We start from the raw sequence: 17219 nt of genomic DNA, 5'->3' as shown, positions 1-17219 counted from the left end.
CCCGACTGGAGTATCGAAGATGAGTAAACACTGGAAAAAACTGCCCTGGATCATTGCCGGGATACTGGTGCTGATCGGCCTGCTGAATCCGCCGCTCTTGCCTTGGATGTTGTTGATCCTGGTCTCGGCCGCCTATTGGTTCCTGCCGCGCCGAGGCTTGATCGGGCCGGTAACGCTGCCGGCCGACGACGCGTTTTTGCCCAGTCAGCAAGTCCAGTGGTGGTATTGGACCGGTCACTTGTTTACCGACGACGGCCGCCGCTTCGGTTTCGAAGTGGTGTTTTTCAGCTTCGATGCCTTCGTCATCATGCGCGATCAATTGGTGCAAGCGGCGATTACCGACGTCAACGGCCAGCGCTTCGAGTTCGAGGAGTTTCTGCGCCTGCATCTGCCCAAGCGCATCCCCAACGGCTTCGATCTCAGTTCCGGCTCCGGCGATCAAGTGACCGCGGTCGGCGGCGACGGCCACGATCGCCTGCATGCCCAAATCGGCGAATACGTACTGGACCTGAAACTGGACGCCACGCAACCGCCCGCGCTGCATTACGGCGGCGATGCCCACCCCTACCGGTTCGGCGGCTATACCTATTATTATTCCCGACCGAAAATGGCGACCACCGGCACCTTGTCGATCGGCGGCCAAACCTTCCAAGTCACCGGCAGCAGCTGGTTCGATCGCCAGTACGGCGAGCTGTTCCAGGCCATTCGCCAAGGCTGGCAATGGTTCGCGATCGAGCTGGAAGACAATCGCCAAATCATGTTGTTCGATTTCAAGGGCAGCGATTCGTCGGTCGAAAAATCCGGCTCGATCACCGACGCTCACGGCATGACCACCACGTTGGCGGCCCACGAATTTCAGGTCACGGTAGTCGGCGAGTGGACCAGCCCGAATACCGGTTGCACCTACCCGTCCGGCTGGGAAATCGAGGTCAAGGGCGAAAAATTCACCGTCGAACCCTCGGTCAAGGATCAGGAGCTGCGCGCCAAACACGATTTCTGGATAGGCCCGGTCTATTGGGAGGGCGATTGCGCCGTCGGCGGCGCGGTCGCCGGTCAAGCCTATGTCGAATTGAACGGCTATTGCAAATGTCTGGCCGCCAAATTACCTTAGGAAATTCGACAGGAATGGATTTGGCGCCTAGACTACGCGCCAAGATTTTACACGCCTAGTATTCACCACCGTCCGCGTTTGCGCCGGACCCGGCCGACACCGGGTTCGGCGCAAACGCGGACCGCGGCTTATGCCGCGATCTTCAACGTTACGGAAACCGCGGCCCAAACCACTCTCCAATGAAGGATCAAGGAATCAGAACCGCGACTTCCAGCGCCTGCCGGCCATGGCCGTTCCGTATTTTCGCCGCCAGACCTATCGCGCGCGTTGCCAGGGCCGGGCGGCGCTGGGCCCGGCTAACCGCATTGGCGTTGCTGACATTTCCGGCCGTGCTTCAGCCTAAGGCCGAAGGCCTATCCGATGCCCAAATCAAGGCCGCCTATCTTTACAACTTCGCCAAGTTCATCGAATGGCCGGCCGACACCGTGGCGGCCGACGCGCCGCTTACGCTGTGCGTCATCGGCAACAACGTGTTGGACGGCGCGCTGCAAGCCCTGGACGGGCGTAAGGCCGGCGAACACGCTCTACGCGTCGAAGCCCGCGGCTTCGCCGATTTCAATCCGGCCGGCTGCCACCTGCTGTTCGTCGGCGCGACCGAACAACCCCGATTTTTGGTGACGCTGAAAACCGTCGGCCGCGCCCCGGTATTAACCCTTTCCGACATTGCCGATTTCGCCGAAAAAGGCGGCGGCATCGCCCTATTGTTCCGCGACAACAAAGTGGTATTCGAAGTGAATTTGGAATCGATCCGTAACGCCGGCCTGCGCCTGCCGGGCCAGTTGTTGAACATCGCCACTTACGTTTACGGGAGATAAACCGATGCGCGTGCTACCCGACTTCGCCAACTGGTCGCTACGGCGCAAGCTGGTCACCATCATCATGTTGAGCTGCGCGGCCTGCCTGCTGGTCAGCCTGTCGGTGATGGCGGTCAGTTCGGCGTTCAGCCGTTACCGTAGCGCATTGCAACAAGTCTCCGGTCTGGCCGACGTACTGGCGGAAAACGGCCAGGCCGCGCTGGTATTCTCGGACCGTACCGAAGCAAAGCGGCTGTTGGCCTCCCTCAAGGACCACACCGAAATACTGTCGGCCTGGATGATCGCCGCCGACGGCACGGTGCTGGCGCATTGGAACCCACGCGACACCGACACCCCGCTACCGGCCGACTACCGGGTCCCGGCGCAGGAAATGCGCACCGACTTCTGGAAGCGGCGGGCCGAACTGTATACCCCGGTGGTTCGAAAAACCGAGCAAATCGGTTATCTGCTGCTGCTGGCCGATTTCACCCAGCAATGGAACGAACAACTGACGGACTTAGGCAAGGGCTTGGCCGGTGCCGCGTTGGCCTTGACCTTGGTGTCGTTGCTGGCGCTACGCCTGCAGCGGGTGATTTCCCGGCCGATCGAGGAGCTGGCAACCACCGCGCGGCTGATCGCCCACGACAAAAACTACGGGCTGCGGGTGCCGCAACACGGCCGCGACGACATCGGCGACTTGGTCCTGGCCTTTAACAGCATGCTGGATGAAATTCAGTTGCGCGACGAAAACCTGACCGGCCATCGCGACCGTCTGGAAGAAGAAGTCGCCCAACGCACCGCCGAATTGCTGCTGGCCAAGGAGCAGGCCGAAGCCGCTTCGCGCTCCAAGGGCCTGTTCCTGGCCAATATGAGCCACGAGATTCGCACGCCGATGAATGCCATCATCGGTCTGTCCGATCTGGCCTTGAACAGCAACCCATCGACCAAACTGCGCGACTACCTGCACAAAATCCACACCTCTTCGCTGGCCCTGCTCTCGATCACCAACGACATCCTCGATTATTCAAAAATCGAGGCCGGCCGGATGGAGTTGGTGGTCGAACCCTTCAACATCGAGGAAGTGCTGGAAAACGTCCTGAATCTGTTCATCGTCCGCGCCGAGGAAAAGGAACTGGAAGTGGTGCTGGAACTCGACCCCGCCACGCCGCCTTACTTGAACGGCGACGCGCTGCGGCTTGGCCAAGTGTTGAACAATCTGGTCGGCAACGCCGTCAAGTTCACTCAACGCGGCGAAATACACATCAAGGTGTCCTTGGTCAGCGCCGAACCCGGCCGGGTCACGCTGAATTTCGCGGTGCGCGATACCGGCATCGGCATGACCGAAGATCAGGCCGCCAACCTGTTCCAGGCCTTCACTCAGGCCGACGGCTCGATCACCCGCCGCTTTGGCGGCACCGGTCTGGGCCTGACCATCAGCAAACGCTTGGTCGAAATGATGGGCGGCGACCTGTCGGTGCGCAGCGAAATCGGCCGCGGCAGCCTGTTCGAATTTGCGTTGAGTCTCGGCTGTCCGCCGGAACCCGGCGCCGCGCCGCTGTCCGGCAACCTGCACAGCATGCGGGTGTTGATCGTCGACGACCTGGACATTTCCCGGCAAATGCTTAGAGAAATTCTGCAGGCCTGGGGTTTCGAGGCCGTCGAAGCCGCCAGCGGCGACGAAGCCTTGTTGCGTCTGCGCAAAGCCAACGACAGCGGCCGCGACTTCGAACTAGTGTTGTTGGACTGGAAAATGCCGGGGCTGGACGGCGTGCAAGTCACCCGCGCGATCAAGGACATGGTGAAGCGTTCGGAAATCCGCCACGCACCGGTGGTGATCATGGTCACGGCCTTCAGTCGCGAAAGCCTGTTGAGCGCGGCCGGCGACGCCATCCCCGATGACATTCTGGTCAAGCCGGTCATGCCGTCGATGTTGTTGGACGCCGTCACCCGCCTGCAAGGCGGCAAAGTCTTTCCGACCGCTGAGCAAGCCCGGCCGCAACTGGCAACGCTGGCCGCGCCGATCCGCGGCGCGAAAATCCTGCTGGTCGAAGACAACGAAATCAACCAGATGGTCACTTGCGAATATTTGCAAAACGCCGGCCTGGAAGTCGACGTCGCCAACAATGGCCGGGAGGGTGTCGCCGCGCTTGGCAACCATCGCTACGACGCGGTATTGATGGATTTGCAAATGCCGGAAATGAGCGGTATCGAAGCGACCCGGCTGATTCGCCAGGACCCCGCTTACGCCGACCTGCCCATCATCGCGATGACGGCCGCGGTCCAGGAACGCGAGCGCAACGAATGTTACGCGGCCGGCATGGACGACCATGTCGGTAAACCGGTATTGCCGCAGACGCTGATCGCCGCGCTGGTGCGCAACATCAAACCATTGGCCGAGTCAACGCCGCCCGACGCCAATCAGGCGGGCGACTGGCCTGACGAGACTCTGGCCGCCGAGTTGCCCGGTTTCGACCCGGAATATCTGCATTTGGCCATCGGCAGCGATGCCAAGCTACGCCGCTTGCTGGAACGTTTCGCCACGGCATTCGCCGATGCGGCCGGGCAGTTCGATCCACTCTGGCGGGATGCCGCGACCGGCGCGGACGCCGCGCATTGGCTGCACCATTTGAAAGGGGCGGCCGGCGCGGTCGGCGCGGTCGAATTGAGCCGCGCCGCCGCCCAACTGGAATCGGATTTGCAGCGGAACATCAAGAACGACGCCGCCAAAGCCGCGTTCGAGCAGACCTTGGCCGCCACCTTGCAAACCATTGCCGACTATCTCGGCGACGGCGACGCGGCCAACGCCCACAGCGATTTTCCGGCCGCCGCGATCCTGGCCGCCCGCTTGCGGGCTTTATTGGAGGGTAGCGACTATGTGCCGCGCGATTTGATCGAGCACCTGCAACACACCGTGCCGAGCGCCGACGGCCGGCGGCTATTGAAGCAAATCGAAAAACAGATCGAACTGATAGACTACCGGCAAGCGCTCGCCGCGCTGGCCGACCTGGAAGCCCTGGTCCAGCGCCATTTGACCGGAGAACATCGATGAACGCCGACACGCCCAAACCGCTGATTCTGATTGTCGACGACACCCCCACCAACATCCAGGTGCTGGCCGAAAATCTGATCGGCGATTATCGGATCAAGGTGGCCGCCAGCGGCGCGGCGGCTCTGGAAGCGGTTGCCAGCCAGGGACCGCCGGACTTAATTTTGTTGGATGTCATGATGCCGGACATGGACGGCTACGAAGTCTGCCGCCATCTGAAAGCCAATCCGCAAACCAGCCGGATTCCGGTGATCTTCGTCACGGCCTTGAACGGCGCGAACGACGAGGAGCGCGGCCTGAACCTGGGCGCTCTGGATTACATCACCAAACCGTTCTATTTGCCGGTGGTCAAGGCCCGAATCCGCAACCACATCCGCCTGAAACAAGCCACCGACTTGCTGGAAACGATGGCCTGGATCGACGGCCTGACCGGAATACCCAACCGGCGGCGCTTCGATCAAGCCTTGGAAAGCGAATGGAAACGCGCCCAGCGCAACCAGACCCCGTTGGCCGCTGTATTGGTGGATGTGGACTTTTTCAAGGCTTATAACGATCATCACGGCCACGGCGCCGGCGATCTGTGCCTGAAGCGGGTTGCCGGCGAACTGGCCGACGCCACCGGCCGCTCCGCCGACCTGGTCGCGCGCTACGGCGGCGAGGAATTCGTCGCGCTACTGCCGGAAACCGACGCCGACGGCGCCCAGGCGCTGGCCGAGCATTTTCGCCAGCGTATCGAAGCGCTGCAAATCCCGCATGCGCAATCGGAAGCGTCGCCCTGGATTACGATCAGCGCCGGCAGCGCGGCGTGGATACCGCACACCGACCAAGCCCCGTCCGAATTGCTGGACGCGGCCGACCGCAGACTGTATCAAGCCAAGGCCGCCGGCCGTAACCGCGCCGAAGGCGGCCAATCGGCCTGAGGTCGGTCAAGCGGCCTGGGACCCGCGTCGAGCCAGACCACCCAGCCAAACCAGTCCGGCCAGCCACAAGCCGCCCGCCGCCGGCAGCGGCACCGCGCCGACGTAGTAATCGCGGTTGTGGTACTCGTATCCCAGCCCGCTGTTATAGGTCTGATTTTCCATGTACAGCTCGCGCCGCATATCGTCGGCGGCAAATTGCAGCACCCATTCGCCGCCGCCCAACGCATAGCGCACGCCCACCAGATACAGGGACTGAAACGTAGCGCATCCGTCGGCCAGGCAAGGCAGCACCGGCTCCTCGGCCACCAAATCGCCGCCTTCGACGCTACCTTCCGAATTCAGCGCCACACTCCGATAGGCCCCGCCGGCCGCCAATGCCTGATCGTTCAGCTGAAAATTCAGCACCTGCGGATAGGTCGTGTCGCCAAGGTGCATCAGCACGGACTTGTCCGCCGGCGTCACATGCTCCAAATACAAAGCCGCGTTGCCACCGCCCGCGCCGTAGCGCGAGGCCAGCTTCAGCCAGACCGTCCCGGCCAATGGCGTGCTTTCGTTGATTTGCGCCTGGGCCGAGGCTTCTTGAAGATTCAACACCGGATAATCGGAGATATCCACCGCGGCGGACGGCGCTACCAGCGAATACCGCAGCAAGTAGCCGTCGAAGGTACCGGCCTGATAGCGAAACGCGGTTACCCAGCCCATATCGAAATCGCTCTGGTCGGCGACGTTGCAATTCGCCTCCTCCAGACAATCCTGAATCGACGCCGGTAGCGACTGTATCGCGTCGAGCGTGGCCGCGTGCAGCGGCGGCAGCGGCAAACAAAGTCCGGCGAGAATTGGCAATTTCTTAAGCATGTTCCACTCCTGTTGATGTCCATGATCGAATCGGCGCGACCGCCGGCGGCTTCGATGACCGCCTATCGGTCTAGCAAGCGAAACCAGTGTAGAGGCATTCCGAAAATTCCGCCAGCGCCACGACTATCCGGTGCCGTCGAAAGCCGCCCAGGCTGAAAAACAGCGGAACCCGAGGACGTTAGCCGCGATAGGTGGACGCGTGATTGAAGAAGTCGAAGCAAGTCTTCAAGCCGTTACTGGCCAGCGGCGACAGCGACTCGGGGAATTTGACCCCGTAATGATGTTCACCATCAACGATCTTATACCAGACGATCTCGGCATCCAGCTCCAACGGAACCTGGCGCTCGTAGCGCTCAATGTTGTCGTAGGGAATCCGCAGCTGGATGGCGACGGTATCGTTCTCCCGACACGGCAGCGGCAGCGGCAAGCGCAAACAGGCGCCGCTCATGCTGAAATCGGCGGTCACGCCATCCAGACTGGTATTGTTCGCATCGATATGCACCAGCAGATAATGGCTGGTGCGCGGAAACTTGCGGTGTTCGTTGGGAATAGGCGCCGTTTTCCAGTTGGCGTCGAAACTGAAATGCTCCAGCATCGTCCGTAATTTTTCGGTGACCACATACAAGTCGTCGCTGATGGTCCGGGTGATATGCACTTTGGATTCGTTCTGGCCCAAGGCTTCGAACAAAGCCTCGACCCGGGTCTGCAACTGGGCCACGTTATCCAGTTGGTTGCGAGTGACGTCGGATATTTGTTGGGCGGTTGCCGCGTTTTCCTCGATCTGGCCGACGATACGGTGTATCACCACACTGGTGGACTCGGCTTTTGCCATGCCTTGCTGGGTGGCCTGAATGATCGAAGTCATCGCATGGGTGTTTTCTTCGATGATCTTGGTCAACTCGGCGATGATGCCGGCGATTTCGGCGGTCGCGCCGGACGCGTTTTGCGCCAACGTGCGCACCTCGTCGGCGACGACGGCGAAACCGCGGCCGTACTCTCCGGCCCTGGCCGCCTCGATCGCGGCATTCAGAGCCAACAAATTGGTTTGCTCGGTGATGTTGCGGATGGTCGTGGTGATTTCCTGAATTTGCCGATTCGCCTGGCGCAACGCATTGGTTTTGGCCTCCGCGCTTTCCACTTCGCTGACCACCCGCCGCATTTCATCGAGATTTTCACTGACCGCCGATAGCCCTTGCTGCGCGGTATCCTGGGTTTCCAACGTGCGTTGGCGGATGGTTAGCGTAAAGCGCCCCACTTCCTCGGTGGTCGAGCGCAACGTTTCGGTCGCCTGCCGCACTTCGGTCGAACGGGCCTGCTCGGAACGATTGGCGCTGGAAATGCCGCCGGAGATATTGGAAATCTGATAAGACGATTGGCCGATCTGCTTGCTGGCCATGCTGATTTGCCGCATGTGGCTGGACAAGGAGGCGCCCATCATCTTCATCACCGCCAGCAAACTGGCGTTGTCGCGTTGCGCGGTTTGCACCTCGATATCCAATTGGCCGCCGGCGATGGTCCGGGCAATTTTCATCGCGTAGCCGGGTTCGCCGCCCAGCACCGCAAACAGTCGCCGCATCAACCAGTAATTCGCCAGCACGATCAACAACAAGGCCAATCCGGCAACCGTCGCGCTCACGCTGAACATGCGGCTTTGCATGTCGCGTTGCCGTAGCGAAGCGGCATTGACGTTTTGTTGCAGACGCTCGGCCAATTGGTCCAGGCTGGCGGCCAAATTGGCCGAAGCCGCATCGAAGCCCTCGTTCGGCGCTTTCATGATCAGATTGCCGGCTTCGCGGCCATCGCGGAAATAAGCGTTGGCCATGCGCTCGCCGGTAGCATACAGATTATCCACCGCCAGGTCGGCGTCGGCGATCGCCGCGCGCAATTCCGGCAGCATCGTCGATAACTCGGCAAGTTCGCTGTGAGCGGCGGTTTTTTCCGCCAGCGCTTCGCCGTAATCGTCTTCACCGACCGCCGATGCATCGGTCAGGAATTGTTGAATTTGCACGACATGGTAGCGGACGTCCTTAAAGGCCAACGACGCGCGCACCAAACGCTGATTGTCGGCCTCCGCGCTTTGCAGTCCCTCGTGGGTGATCCAGACCACGGCGTTCCCGACGATCAGAATCAACGCGACACCGGCGGTCATCACCACCAGCAGTTTGCGCAACGAAAAAGCATCGGTACCGGAATCGCCGTTCGCGGTCATAGTGCATTGCCCAGTAAAATACCTTGAGGATAGTAGCCAGCAAGTGTAGTCCGAGAACTCAGTCTCGCTAGAGCGCCTTGCCGACGCGCCATCGGGCCCGGCCCACCGAGCTGGGCAATCGGCTAACCGATCGGGATTAACGCGGCAGCGGCTTGACGATGCCGAGTTTTTCCATCCGCGAGCGCAGCGTCGTGGAAGGCACGCCGAGAATTTTGGCGGCGCCCTGGTTGCCGGCGATCCGCCACGAGGTCGCCTCCAGCGCCCGCAGTATGTGGGCGCGTTCGGCGTCGTCCAGCGTCGCGATCGGCGCGTTGGCCTGCGCGGCACCGGCGGCGGTGCCGTGCACGCATTCGACGTTGGCCAGTTGCGAACCGTTGGTCAGGATCACCGCCCGCTCGATGATGTGTTGCAATTCGCGGATATTGCCGGGCCAAATGTAGCTTTGCATGTCCGCCATCAACCGTTCCGGGATCGCGGTGATTTTCTTGCCGAATTTAGTGGCGTATTTATTGATGAAATGCTTGACCAACGGCGGGATGTCTTCCTTGCGTTCGCGCAGCGGCGGCAAATGCACCGGAAACACGTTCATCCGGTAATACAAGTCGGCGCGGAATTTTCCCTCCTGGGAAAACTGCGCCAGATCGCGGTGGGTCGCGGCAATCACCCGCACATCGCACTTGAGGGTTTGTGTGCCGCCGACCCGCTCGAACTCGCCTTCTTGCAACACCCGCAGCAGTTTGGCCTGAATTTCCAGCGGCAACTCGCCGATCTCGTCCAGAAACAAAGTGCCGCCGTTGGCCAGCTCGAAGCGCCCCAATTTGCGGTTGATCGCGCCGGTAAACGCGCCTTTTTCGTGGCCGAACAATTCGCTCTCGGCCAGGTTTTCCGGGATGGTCGCGCAATTCAGTTTGACGAGGGTCTTGGCTTTGCGGCCGCTCAGATTATGAATCGCGCGGGCGATCAACTCCTTGCCGGTACCGGTTTCGCCGGTAATCAACACCGTGGCGTCGGTCGCGGCCACCTGCTTGACCAGCGCCATCGCTTGGCGCAAGCCGACCGAATTGCCGATCAACTCCTCGCCGTCGCGGCTGGCCAGCACTTCTTCCTGCAAATACAAATTGATGCCGCGCAAGGTGTTGCATTCGGCTTCGGCCGCCTCGCGGGCCTTGCGCTCGTTGATGTCGCGCAGAATCAGAATGTACAACTGCTGGCCGGCCGCTTCGACGCGGGAAATCGTCGCCTCGATCGGGAAGGAACCGCCGTCGGCCCGCACCGCCGCCATGCCTTCCGAAAGCCAGATCGCCTGTTTGTCGGGCACGCCGTTGCGAAAATTGGTCAGGGTTTTGTTCAATTCCGGCGCCAGAAACCGATCCACCGACCGGCCTATCGTATCGCCGGCCTGACATCGAAACATCTGCTCGGCGGCGGCGTTGAACAGCGTGATCCGGCCGGCTTGGTCCAGCGTCAGGATCGCGTCCATCGCGTTTTCGAAGATGCGCGACAACCGCTCTTCCTTTTCCTGCAACTCCAGTTTTAGCTTTTGCAGCGTCAGATGAGTCCGCACCCTGGCCAGGACTTCTTCGTGCTGAAACGGCTTGGTGATGTAATCGACCGCGCCGACATGGAAACCCTTGACCTTGTCGGCGGTATCGGCCAGTGCGGTCATGAACAGTACCGGAATATCCTTGGTCGCCGGAATCGCCTTCAGGTTTTCGCAGGTGGTAAAGCCGTCGATGCCGGGCATCAACACATCCAGCAGAATCAAATCGGGGCGCTGAGCCACCGCCTGATCGACCGCCGCGTCGCCGGTTTCGGCGCTCAGCACTTGGTAGCCGGCGTCCTCGAGCAGCGCGGCCAATTCCACCAGATTGATAGGATTGTCGTCCACCAGCAGCACGCAGGTGGCGGCGGCGGTTCTGTCGTTACTCATGTCAATCTCCGGTGCCTGCAACGTGTGCCCGCCGGGCCGGCGGGCAGGCGGCGCTTCCGCTCGGCGCGTTTCGATGAGCTGTGGTCAAGCTTGAATGTCATTGCGGATTTTCGCTCAAATAGTCCCGTATGGCCGGCTCCAAACGCGCGCCGGCCTGTTGCAACAGGGCCAGATTGGCCGCCGCGTCGGCAAACTCCGCCGTCTGACCCTGCAGCTCCAGTTGCTGAGCGATCTTGCCGAAACTGAACGCGCCGATGCTATTGGCCGAACTCTTCAGGGTGTGCGCCGACATTCTCAGCTTGGCGGCGTCCTGGCTTTGAATCGCGCTTTCGACGTCGGCCAACAATTGCACCGATTGTTCCTGGAACATCGTCATCATTTTGCCCAGCAAGTTCTGGCGGCCACTGACGCGCTGCAGCGCTTCCCGCCACTCCAGGGCCGGCTCGGCGATAGTCTCGGCTTCTTCCTCGGCCGACGGGTCAATTTGCAATTGATTCCAACATTCGACCTTGGCGAGCAATTCCTGCTCCTGCACCGGCTTGGAAATATAGTCGTCCATGCCGGCGGCCAGGCAGCGCTCGCGGTCGCCTTTCAGCGCGTGGGCGGTCATCGCCACGATGCGCAGATGCCGGTCGCTGTCCCGCTCGGATTCGCGAATCGCCGCGGTGGCCTGAAAGCCGTCCATCACCGGCATTTGCACGTCCATCAAGACCAAATCGAAAGTCTTGCCGGTCGCCAGGATGTCCAGCACTTCGCGGCCGTTGTTGGCGACATCCAGCTGATGGCCGCGTTCCTCGAGCAGTACCACCGCCATGTATTGGTTGACCGGGTTGTCCTCGGCCAGCAGGATGCTGAGCGGCCGGGGCGGTTGGGCCAGCGCCGGCGGAGCGGCATCGGTAAAACGGGCTTCGGTCTGGCTGAGCGCGGACTGGATCGCGTTCCACAACTCGGAATGCTTGACCGGCTTGCGCACGTACAAATTGACGCCTAAATCGCGGCAGCGCTCGAAATCGTCCGGCCGGTCGGCCGACGACAGCATCATGATCGTGACCGGGTCGAAGCGATGATCCTCGCGGATGCGTTGGGCCACGGTAAAGCCGTCCATCATCGGCATCATCGCGTCCAGCAACACCATCGCGTAGCGCTGTCCGCTATCGGTGGCGCGCGAACAGCGCAGCGCGTCGATCGCCGCCTGACCGTTATCGACGGTGGTCGGCACCATGCCCCAATGGCTCAGGGTTTCCGAGAACACCCGCAAATTGATCAGATTGTCGTCGACAATCAGCACCGGCAACCCCTTGACGTCGATTTCCGGCACTTCAACGTCGTCCTCGGCCCGGACGTGGCGCTCGAACACCGCCGTGAAGAAGAAGGTACTGCCGCGATCCAGCTCGCTTTCCAGCGACAAATGGCCGCCCATCAATTCCACCAGCCGCGACGAAATCGACAAACCCAAGCCGGTGCCGCCGAATTTGCGGGTCGAGGACGCGTCGATTTGGGCGAAGGCCTCGAAAATCAGGCGCTGCTTGTCGGCCGGAATACCGATGCCGGTATCCTGCACCGCAAAGTGCAGACAGACCCGCTCGGCGTCGTGGTGCTCGGGCTTGACCTGGACCACGATTTGGCCGTGCTGGGTAAATTTAATCGCGTTGCCGACCAGATTGATGATGACCTGATTCAAGCGGCCGGTATCGCCGATCAGATCGTCGGGCACCTCCGGATCGATGCGCAGCATCAACTCCAGGCCTTTTTCGTGGGCGTGGCCGGCCAGCAATTTCAGAGTATCGCCCAGACTCTCGCGCAAGCGGAACGGCGCGTGGTCCAGTTCCAGTTTGCGGGCGTCGATTTTGGAGAAGTCCAGAATGTCGTTGACGATGCGCAGCAAGGCATCGGCGGAACTGTTGGCCATCGCCAGAAACTCGCGCTGGCGCGGCGTCAGATCGGTGCGCAGCGCCAAGCCGATCATGCCGATGATACCGTTCATTGGCGTGCGGATTTCGTGGCTCATATTGGCGAGAAACTCGGTCTTGGCGCCGGCCGCCTGCAAGGCGGCGTCGCGAGCCGACAGCAAGGCCTGACGCATTTTTTCCAGATGCTCGGCCAAGGCCGCGACTTCGGTAATCCGGGTGCCGGTGCTGAATTTGCCGGTATGGTTGCCGGCGGCGATCTGCTCGGCCTCGTCGCGCAGCCGTTCCAGCGGCAACACCAATTTCCGGCCGAACAAACCGACCACCAACAGCGTCAACCCCATGTAAACCGCCACGAAGTAACCGCTGCGCTGGTAAATCGTGTAAATCTCGCGATGTATCTGGCTTTCGTCGAAGCCCAGCCGCAAGGTCGCCGATTGGCCGCTGTCGGCGCTGACCGGCACCGCGACGAAGTAAATCCCGTCGCCGTGTTCGCCGAAGAAAAAATCCTCCTGAAACGCCTGTTGCGCGTTCAAGGCCACATCGGCGTGGATCTGGCCCTGCTCGGTGGCGATTTCCGCGAAGGCCAGCCGACCGTTCAACAAAAACTCGCTCAGCAAACCGCGCAATTCGCCGATGTCGCCGCGCGACAAACGCGGCGAAACCAGATTGCCGAACATCAACGCATCGGAACGGACCTGATTGACGAACTGGGCTTCCAGACTGGGCTTGACCACCCGGTAGATCCCAAACAGCAACACCGGCACCAGCAACAAGTGGATGCCGACCACGGCGATGATCATGCGCCCGTTGAAGCTGTTGAAAAAGCGGCCTACTCGAGAGATCCCTGCCATAGTACGTTAACGGATTTGATACGTTGGTTGGCCTTAACCTGATCTTCCCAAAGATAGGTCACGGTACCGGGATGTTGCCGCAAAGCCTCGACCAAATGCTCCAAATCCTCGTAACGCTCCGGCCGCTTGCCGCCCAGGCGGAACACCACCGAAATGATCTGGTTTTCGTAGGCGGTCGCCGACATGAAAGCCACTTTTTGCAGAAAGACTTGATAGATCAACGGGTCGCTGGCGTTCACCAACGGCACCGGATGTTCGCCCTCTTTTTCCAGCGGCACGCCCAAAAACAATTTGCGCGCTTCCTGAACCGTCAGCGACGGCACCGCCGAATCGACGCTGGTCGCCAACACCAGGGACTGGCGGCTGATCGCGCCGGACCGCGCCGCGCCGAACAGCAGCACCGCCGTCAAACCCAACCAGAGCAAGCCGCGCCGGATTCTCATGGGAATACCGCGCTCCACTGAAACATCACCTGACCGTAGCGGTCGTCGCGAATATGGTCCTGCGAGGCTTCCACCTTCAGCGCCATATTGCTGTTGACCCGATAGCGCAAGCCGCCCAGCAGCCTGTCCTGCACGTAGCGCGGAAACAGCGCCAGATACGGATCGTCGTGGCCGCCGCGCGTGCCTTCGATCCGGCCGATCAAGGTCCAGTCGTCGGCGAACGCCCATTCGGCTTGCGCGTAGGCGTTGAAAAAACTGCCGCCGTTACGCAAACCGGCGTCGTGCTCCAGGCGACTGTTGGCGTAAATCACCTCGCTCAGCAGATGCACGCTGTCCTGTTGCCAGTTGGCATAGGCGCTGGCCACGAATTGCTTCACTTCGCGCACGTCGCTGATGTCGGACGGAATCTCGGTGTAGGCACCGGAAATACCGAACTCGTTGACACCGAAACTCACCGGCTGATAGCCCAAACGGAAGGTGGCGCCCGGCCGGTGCGAGCCGCCCGGCTCGATCACGTTGAAGGCCGACAAACCGCGCTTCAGATAAGGTCCGGCCCCGGCGCCGACCGAGTAATACAGGCCGGCTTCGTCGAATTGATGCACGCCTTCCCAAAACAAACCGGTCAAATGATTGGGTATCACGCCGCCCTGGGTTTCGAAGGCCATGATGCCGGGCCGGCTGGTGGTGTTTTGCAGAAAGGCGCCGTGATGGTACTGCATGTTCCAATAGCCGACCGGGTTGTGAAAGCGGCCCAGCCACAAGCTGGATTCGCCTAGATGCAGCCCAAACTGAATCCGTTCCAGATTGTGGGTCTTGGTCGACACCAACCACTCGCCCAGAAAGCGGAATTGCCGGTAATCGGCGGTATAAAAGAAGTTCATCTCCGGAATGACTTCCGAATGCGCCAGTTTCTTCTTCGGTCCCTGCTCGTAGCGCTCGATCATCGTCACCGCCGGAAACAGCAACATGTCGCCCCGGAAATCGTTGGAATCCGGAATCGCCAACTGCTCGGCATGGCCATGTCCGACCGCCCGCGCGCCCCCGCTCAAGCCGATCAATAGCAGCGACCCGGCGCAATACCAGGCTAGGCGGATTCGAGTGTTGAACGGTCGGTTTCGCATGCGTATTTGTTATTGGGCGGAAAATCCGGCAAGCCAATGCCGGCGCTCCGGGCGGCGCCTGATTCAAAAGTCAATAGAATTTATCACAATTCGCCACTAACTCGACGATATTTCGTAGCTCGCCGAGCCCACGCCCTAACGAGCACACTCCCTGTTCACCCCGGAAAATCCCAAACCGGAAGCACCGGCAGGGAGTTTCGCCTCGATCAATGCTGTTCCGATACCGGTTTATCCGTCATCGGCCCAATGACTTTCAGAGTAAAAGGAGCCGCCGGGTAACGAAATCCCGGGCTTGGAAATGGACACCGCGCCGCGTTGGCTGAGCGGAGCCGAAGCCCACGCGGTCGCGGTTAAGCGGTTTTCGCCGCCTCGGCGCAACCTTCACAAACCCTGTTTGAAACCCATGGGTTCATAGCCCCGGCCGAAGCAGTTCGCCTTTCAACGAAAATTCGGCGCAGTTGGCCTCGGCGCGACACGATATTTCGTAGGCGTTACGAAATCCGGTAACCCGTTGCGTCGGCGGCAAGCGTTTTCATCCATCCCAGCCGGCCAAACAAATACAAAAATACAGAATTATCAAATAGTTATAAATACCCAGCATTTTTCTCAAATTTGGCATTCGTCTTGCGATAACAGTACCGAGAGACTTAACCAGTCATCCAGACCATCGACCAACCGACATCGAGAGAGAAGCCACTATGAAAACCCAAGTCAAAGCTAAATGCTGCCGCCGCTGCGGTACCCGTTTATCCCGCTGCGAACAAATCTACCTGGAAGGCGATTTGTGCGCGCTGTGCGACCAAATTCTCAGCGAAGCACTGGACATCTTCACCGCGCCGCGCCCCAAAACCAAGGGCGCGCCGGTACGCCACTTGTAGCGCGCCGCGCCGAAATCGCCCCAACCACCAACAGGCCGGCTTGGCCGCCAAAACCGCCGGCCACACAAACGATGACCCGGAGACCCGCCATGCAACTCGACAAACTTTCCAAAAACGCCGCCTCGGCATTCAGACGTTACGGCATCACCTTCGTCATGATCCTGATCGGCGTATTTTTGGCGACGATGAACGCCCCGGCCGCGACGGCCGACCACCTGTCCGGTCAGAAGAATGTGAACACCAGCACATAAGCCGGCTAAATTTAACGAATTCAAGCAATTAGCCCAACGATTGGAACGCTTCCGGCTACACTGCAAACTTAAGAACGGCACATCGCTCCGACCCGCGTCGCAGCGTCGCCGGCTCCAGGCAACATCCACCGATTCATCCAAGGACGACAGCCTTGAGGCGACCACCCACCAGTGGCCGCCTTTTTTTTGCGCCCGCAAACGTTGGCCGGCAAGTTCGCTTCGGCTCCACACACCGTTCGCTGAGCGGAGCCGAAGCGAATGGTCTTGCGCCTTTGCCGGCAACCAAAACCGCAACTCGCAGCAGGCTGAGCGGAGTCGAAGCCGACCGCCCCGCTCAGCGAACGGTGTACGGCCCCAGTCGGCGAAATGCCTACGCCGTGCGCGGCGGACCATCGCGACAGCCGCCGCGCGGCCAGCCGGCGGAGTACAAACCTAGGTTTGTACTCCAATGCCCAGACCGGTCAGCACGTCTAACCCTCGGGGATCGCCCCGCGAACCCCGCCCGGCGATCCCGACAAGCCACCCGCTGCCTGACCGGGCCGGATGGACCTCAGGCAAATCCGAAAGCCCAGGTCGCCATCGGCGCTGTCGGGCTGGTATGCGAGACGTAGGGCTGAGCGCGCCCACCTAGCAATGTTGAGCCAGGAACCGCCACGAATCACACGGGAGAGGCCTAGGCCCGTCGGCCCGAGCGGCTCGATTAATGCGTCCACGCCATATTTGTGTCGTCCATCCTTGCACCACTCCCAAACATTGCCGTGCATTTCGTATAAACCCCACGGGTTCGCCGACAAGCTTTTAACCTGCACGGTACCTCCCTGGAATTCGCCTTTTTCGCCACCGGCATAAGGTTCATGGCCGTTGTAGTTAACTTGCACTGGCGTGATGTTGGCGCCGAAG

The 17219-nt window shown here is 60.7% G+C and carries 13 protein-coding genes; 6 read left to right on the top strand and 7 right to left on the bottom strand.

Annotated features, from left to right (window positions below):
• Positions 1-19: 19 nt before the first annotated feature.
• From AC3B8H_RS02520 to AC3B8H_RS02505, 4 genes are all read left to right on the top strand, one after another.
• Positions 20-1111 carry a lipocalin-like domain-containing protein gene (locus AC3B8H_RS02520; RefSeq protein ID WP_488440044.1) on the top strand — a complete coding sequence of 364 codons (1092 nt, stop codon included), beginning with the start codon at positions 20-22 and terminating at the stop codon, positions 1109-1111.
• A 179-nt stretch (positions 1112-1290) separates the two neighbouring features.
• A complete protein-coding gene (locus tag AC3B8H_RS02515) occupies positions 1291-1926 on the top strand; it encodes a YfiR family protein (RefSeq protein WP_488440043.1) in 636 nt (211 codons plus the stop codon).
• 4 nt (positions 1927-1930) lie between these two features.
• Positions 1931-4954 carry a response regulator gene (locus AC3B8H_RS02510; RefSeq protein ID WP_488440042.1) on the top strand — a complete coding sequence of 1008 codons (3024 nt, stop codon included), beginning with the start codon at positions 1931-1933 and terminating at the stop codon, positions 4952-4954.
• Entirely contained in the window at positions 4951-5871 is a 921-nt protein-coding gene (locus AC3B8H_RS02505; RefSeq protein WP_488440041.1) for a diguanylate cyclase domain-containing protein, read from the top strand. Before AC3B8H_RS02510 ends, AC3B8H_RS02505 begins: the two co-directional genes overlap by 4 nt.
• Before the next feature lie 6 nt (positions 5872-5877).
• On the opposite strand, the gene AC3B8H_RS02500 is transcribed toward AC3B8H_RS02505, so the two are convergent.
• The 6 genes from AC3B8H_RS02500 to AC3B8H_RS02475 form a co-directional block, all read right to left on the bottom strand.
• Positions 5878-6726: a hypothetical protein gene (locus tag AC3B8H_RS02500; protein ID WP_488440040.1), complete on the bottom strand. Its 849-nt coding sequence runs from the start codon at positions 6724-6726 to the stop codon at positions 5878-5880.
• A 178-nt stretch (positions 6727-6904) separates the two neighbouring features.
• A complete protein-coding gene (locus AC3B8H_RS02495; protein WP_488440039.1) occupies positions 6905-8935 on the bottom strand; it encodes a methyl-accepting chemotaxis protein in 2031 nt (676 codons plus the stop codon).
• Positions 8936-9071: 136 nt separating this feature from the next.
• A complete protein-coding gene (locus AC3B8H_RS02490) occupies positions 9072-10865 on the bottom strand; it encodes a sigma 54-interacting transcriptional regulator (protein ID WP_488440038.1) in 1794 nt (597 codons plus the stop codon).
• A gap of 97 nt (positions 10866-10962) precedes the next feature.
• On the bottom strand, positions 10963-13626 hold the full coding sequence (locus AC3B8H_RS02485) for a response regulator (protein WP_488440037.1): 2664 nt from the start codon (positions 13624-13626) through the stop codon (positions 10963-10965).
• Positions 13605-14069 (bottom strand): hypothetical protein, encoded by a 465-nt coding sequence (locus tag AC3B8H_RS02480; RefSeq protein ID WP_488440036.1) that lies wholly within the window; start codon positions 14067-14069, stop codon positions 13605-13607. The genes AC3B8H_RS02485 and AC3B8H_RS02480 overlap by 22 nt, the downstream gene beginning before the upstream one ends.
• Complete coding sequence (locus tag AC3B8H_RS02475) at positions 14066-15190, bottom strand: hypothetical protein (RefSeq protein ID WP_488440035.1); 1125 nt, start codon at positions 15188-15190, stop codon at positions 14066-14068. Before AC3B8H_RS02475 ends, AC3B8H_RS02480 begins: the two co-directional genes overlap by 4 nt.
• 698 nt (positions 15191-15888) lie before the next feature.
• Here AC3B8H_RS02475 and AC3B8H_RS02470 point away from each other — a divergent pair.
• Together AC3B8H_RS02470 and AC3B8H_RS02465 are read left to right on the top strand one after the other, a co-directional pair.
• Positions 15889-16068, top strand: a complete 180-nt coding sequence (locus AC3B8H_RS02470; RefSeq protein ID WP_488440034.1) for a hypothetical protein — start codon at positions 15889-15891, stop codon at positions 16066-16068.
• A gap of 89 nt (positions 16069-16157) precedes the next feature.
• On the top strand, positions 16158-16319 hold the full coding sequence (locus AC3B8H_RS02465) for a hypothetical protein (RefSeq protein WP_488440033.1): 162 nt from the start codon (positions 16158-16160) through the stop codon (positions 16317-16319).
• A gap of 470 nt (positions 16320-16789) precedes the next feature.
• On the opposite strand, the gene AC3B8H_RS02460 is transcribed toward AC3B8H_RS02465, so the two are convergent.
• A partial coding sequence (locus AC3B8H_RS02460) for a formylglycine-generating enzyme family protein (RefSeq protein ID WP_488440032.1) occupies positions 16790-17219 on the bottom strand: 430 nt, incomplete at its 5' end.

The organism is Methylomonas sp. BG-2 (assembly GCF_057766305.1).
Note: the sequence above shows the minus strand (reverse complement) of the source record. Positions and strands in the feature narration are given on the sequence as shown.